The following is a 1,039-nucleotide window of genomic DNA, read 5'->3' as shown; positions in this document are numbered from 1 at the left end:
TCTAGAGCGGATTGCGTTTAATCGGTTTCATAGCCTGCGGCCTTGAAGAAGTTGAAGCACTCTTCCTCGGTGAAGAGGTCGCAGACATGTCCGGCGACGCGCCAGAGGTCATCGTATGTCCGCGCCGCGGCTCGCCGGATAAGAGCCTTGAGCTTGGCGAATGCCATCTCGATCGGATTCAGGTCGGGGCTGTATGGTGGCAGGAACAGAAACCATGCGCCCACGGCGCGCATGGCCTGCGCGGCTGTGTGGCTTTTGTGGGATGACAGGTTGTCCAGGATGATCACGTCGCCCAGACGCAAGGTCGGGGCGAGTTGGGTCTCGACATAAAGCTCGAACATCTCGCGGTTCATTGCGCCGTCAATGATCCATGGCGCATCCAGCCTGTCATGGCGCAGGGCGGCGATGAAGGTCTGGGTGTTCCAGTGGCCGAAGGGGGCATGGTCGATCAGTCGCGCGCCCTTGGGCGCCCATCCGGTGGTCTTGACTATGTTTGTTTTGAGCGATGTCTCGTCAATGAACCCGATGCGCGGCAACAGGTTACGCATGAACGGCTGGCGGCGCATAATCCAGTCATGGCGGGCCTGCCGGACCTCAGGCCGCTTTTGCTCGACGGCTTGCAGGTCTTTTTTTGTGCGTCAGGCCGAGGCTGCGGAGCGCGCGCCAGACAGAGACGCGATGAACCGTTAGCTGATGCGCATCCGCGATTGCCAACACCAGATCATCCAGCGTCAAATCGGGCCTGCCATCCATGCGCGCCCTGATCCAGTCCTGCAGACGGCCCAGTTTGCCATGCCCGCCGCAATTGCCTTGCGGCCGCGGTTTCAGCCCACCCGTCTCGCGCTTCAGGATGATCATGTCATTGACGAACTTCACTGAAACCCGAAACCGCGCCGCTGCGGCGCGGTGCGTGTGGCCTTCCTCCACGAACGCGACCACACGCTCCCGAAGCGCCATAGGATGTGGCTTGCCCATCTCGGACCCCCATATCTGCCCTGCAGGCAGAGAATCATACAGCCGACTTCATGGGAATCCTGAA

2 protein-coding genes are annotated in these 1,039 nt (G+C 60.7%); both read right to left on the bottom strand.

Annotated features, from left to right (window positions below; translation table 11 throughout):
• Nucleotides 1-17 precede the first annotated feature (17 nt).
• Nucleotides 18-566, bottom strand: a complete 549-nt coding sequence (locus C8D95_RS22385; RefSeq protein ID WP_206508397.1) for an IS630 family transposase — start codon at nucleotides 564-566, stop codon at nucleotides 18-20.
• A gap of 28 nt (nucleotides 567-594) precedes the next feature.
• Nucleotides 595-957: a hypothetical protein gene (locus C8D95_RS22380; protein WP_211312671.1), complete on the bottom strand. Its 363-nt coding sequence runs from the start codon at nucleotides 955-957 to the stop codon at nucleotides 595-597.
• Between the last annotated feature and the right edge of the window lie 82 nt (nucleotides 958-1,039).

This window comes from Silicimonas algicola (assembly GCF_003148765.1).
Taxonomy (GTDB): Bacteria; Pseudomonadota; Alphaproteobacteria; order Rhodobacterales; family Rhodobacteraceae; genus Silicimonas; species Silicimonas algicola.
The sequence above is the reverse complement of the archived record's forward strand: the minus strand, read 5'-3'. Positions and strand labels throughout refer to the sequence as shown.